Source organism: Aquirufa aurantiipilula, assembly GCF_019923745.1.
In the GTDB taxonomy this organism is placed as follows: Bacteria; Bacteroidota; Bacteroidia; order Cytophagales; family Spirosomataceae; genus Aquirufa; species Aquirufa aurantiipilula.
This window is the reverse complement of sequence record NZ_JAANOG010000024.1, coordinates 1-3,750: the sequence shown is the minus strand read 5'-3', so window position 1 is coordinate 3,750 and position 3,750 is coordinate 1. Positions and strand designations below refer to the sequence as shown.

The 3,750-nt window shown below is 43.0% G+C and carries 1 protein-coding gene; it reads left to right on the top strand.

From position 1 onward, the window contains the following. Positions 1–3,750: beta strand repeat-containing protein (locus tag G9H60_RS13140; RefSeq protein WP_223144501.1), on the top strand; the 3,750-nt coding region annotated here is incomplete at both ends.

Genomic DNA, 3,750 nt, shown 5'->3' with positions numbered 1-3,750 from the left:
CAGTAACAAGTTACACAGGAGCAAAAAACATTACATTCTCAGGAGCAGCCGCATCTCCAAGTCCAGCAACTACACCAACGATAGCAGGCACGAACTTTGGAACAGCTACAAGCTTGACCTTTACGGCGGGTGTGGCTTCAGGTTCTATGGTCTTATATAAAGCAGAATCTGCTACGGTGAATGCGACCGATGGTACAATCAACTCGAATACAGGAGGAACATTGAATGTAACGGTGAGTCCAGAAAGCTTTAGCAAATTAGCCGTTAGCCTAATAAGTCCACAGGTAAACGGTACAGCCTTTACTGGTACGAATACCTTAACGGCACAAGACACCTACGGTAACACGGTGACAAGTTTTGATGCTTCTGGTAATAACATTACGGTGACAACTAGCTTAACCGGAACAGTAAGTGGATTGGGAAGTGGGGTAAATAATGTAATCAACCAATTAGCGAACTTCACGAGTGGGGTAGCGAACTTGACTAGTTTAGGATTGAAATTTACTGGTACATCAGGTGCTGGTACTTTTACTTTTACTCCAGCTACAGGAACAGCAGTAACAAGTGGAAGCGTAACCATCAATGCTGGAGCAGCGACTAAATTAGTGGTTACAGGAACAGGAACAGAAACCGCGGGATCTAGTCAAACTGTGACTGTGACGGCGCAAGATGCGAATGGCAATACTGCAACAACATACACAGGAGCAAAAAATATTACTTTCTCAGGAGCAGCCGCATCTCCAAGTCCGGCTACTAATCCTACGGTAAATGCTACAAATTTTGGTACTGCTACTAGTTTGACCTTTACAGCGGGTGTGGCATCAGGTTCTATGATTCTTTATAAAGCTGAATCAGCTACAGTGAATGCGACAGATGGAACTATCAATTCCAATTCTGGAGGTACATTAGCGGTAACAGTTTCAGAATCAACCATGTCTAAAATTGCCGTGAATTTGGCAAGTACACAAACCAATGGAGTTGCATTTGCTGGAACCAATGATGTTTCGGCTTTAGATGCGTATGGTAACTTAATTACCAATTTTGATGTATCTCAAAACCACATTACGGTAACAACTAACTTAAATGGAGCTATTACTGGTTTCACAGGGGTCAACGTATTGACAGCAGCAGGGGCATTTGTAAATGGATCTGCTACGGTTTCTACCAAAATGACTTATACGGGAGAAGTAGGTACGGGTACTTTTACCTTTACACCTGCCTCTGGAACAGCCGCTACAAGTGGTAATGTGACCATTTTACCGGGTGCAGCTACTAAATTAGTGATTACAGGTTCTGCAACACAAACAGCAGGTGGCGCACAAACTATCACCATTACAGCCAAAGATGGAAGTGGCAATGTTGCAACAGGATATACAGGATCTAAATCGCTTACTTTCTCAGGAGCTAATAATTCATTAAGTCCAAGCACTGTTCCAACGGTGGGAGGAATAAATTTTGGAAGTACCACCAATCTTACATTTACAGATGGTGTGGCTACAGCCTCTATGGTTTTATTTAAAGCTGAGTCAGCTTCTGTCGCAGTAACAGATGGAGCGATTTCAGCTGCTGGTGCAGATCGTTTGGCGGTTGCTGTGAGTGCTACTACTTTCAACAAATTAGCAGTAAGCTTAACGAGTCCTCAAATCAATGGCACAGCTTTCACAGGAACGAATACCTTGACAGCACAAGATGCTTATGGTAATACAGTAACAGGATTTGATGCTTCAGGTAACAACATTACAGTAACCACAAGTTTAACAGGAACTATAAGTGGATTGGGAAGTGGAGTAAACAATGTAATCAACCAATTAGCCAACTTCTCCAGTGGGGTAGCGAACTTAACCAGCTTAGGTTTGAAATTCACAGGAACCTCTGGTGCAGGAACCTTTACTTTTACTCCAGCATCAGGAACAGCTGTAACTAGTTCAAGTATCACGGTTAATCCAGGTGAAGCGACTAGATTAGTTGTAACTGGTACCGGAACTCAAACCGCCGGTGGGTCACAAACTGTCACGATTACGGCTAAAGATGCGAATGGAAATACTGTTACATCTTATGCTGGAGCAAAAAGCATCACTATTTCAGGAGCTAATAATTCAATTAATCCAAGTACTGCACCAACATTTGCGAGTACGAATTTTGGTACTGTGGCTAATTTGACATTTACAGCTGGGGTTGCGTCAGGAACAATGATATTGTACAAAGCAGAATCTGCTACAATTTCAGCGAACGATGGAACCATCTCTTCGACAGGAGGAGATAGATTATCAGTAACAGTTAGTTCTAGCTCTTTAGCTAAATTCTCAGCCGATTTAAGTGGTCCACAAATTAATGGATCAGCTTGGACTGGTACGAATACGTTAACGGCACAAGATGCTTATGGTAATACAGTAAATTACAATGCCAATAGTAATGCTGTTACTGTTACGAACTCTCTAGGTGGAGTTGTCACTGGTTTAGGTTCTGGTATCAATAATGTGCTAAATCAGGCCTTAGATTTTGTGAATGGTGTTGCCGATTTATCTGCTTTGGGTCTGGTTTATACTGGTGTAACGGGGTTAGGAACTTTTACATTTACTTCTAACACAGGAGCTTATACGGGTAATGATATTGTCGTAATAAATTCTGGTGCAGCTACTAAATTAGTCGTAACTGGAACAGGAACACAAACTGCAGGCGGTAGTCAAACGATAACAGTTACTGCTAAAGATGCGAGTGGTAATACAGCAACTACTTACACAGGAGCTAAAAACATTACATTCTCTGGTGCGAATAGTTCATCTAGTCCAGCCACTGCACCAACAGTTGCAGACACAGATTTTGGAACAGCCACTAGCTTGACCTTTACTGCGGGTGTGGCTACAGGCTCTATGGCCTTGTACAAAGCAGAATCAGCTATGGTAAATGCTACAGACGGAACCATTAACTCGAATACAGGTGGAACATTGAACGTAACGGTTAGTCCATCGACCATGTCTAAGTTGGCAGTAAGCTTAACAAGTCCACAGGTCAATGGCACCGCCTTCACAGGAACGAATACTTTAACAGCACAAGATGCGTATGGAAATACAGTAACCAGCTTTAGTGCTGCTGCAAATACTATTACAGTTAGCACTACTTTAACAGGAGCTATATCTGGATTGTCAGGTACAAACGTATTGAATAATGAGGCTGATTTCACCAGTGGGGTAGCCAACTTAACCAGCTTGGGCTTGAAATTTACAGGTACCTCTGGTTCAGGAACATTCACCTTTACTCCAACTTCTGGAACAGCAGTAACCAGTTCAAGTGTTACAGTTAATCCTGGAGCAGCGACCAAATTAGTGGTAACTGGAACAGGAACACAAACAGCAGGTGGCAGTCAAACAGTAACAGTTACCGCGAAAGATGCAAGTGGTAATACGGCTACTAGCTACACAGGAGCTAAAAATATTACATTCTCTGGAGCAGCCAGTTCAACAAGTCCTGCCACCGCACCAACGGTAGCGAGCACGGACTTTGGAACAGCCACTAGCTTGACCTTTACGGCTGGTGTGGCATCTGGGTCAATGATTCTCTACAAGGCAGAATCAGCTACGGTGAATGCGAGTGATGGCGTAATCAATTCAAATACAGGAGGAACTTTGAATGTAACGGTGAGTCCATCAACAATGACGAAGTTGGCAGTGAGCTTAACAAGTCCACAGGTCAATGGTACCGCCTTTACAGGAACGAATACCTTAACGGCACAAGATGCTTATGGTAATACAG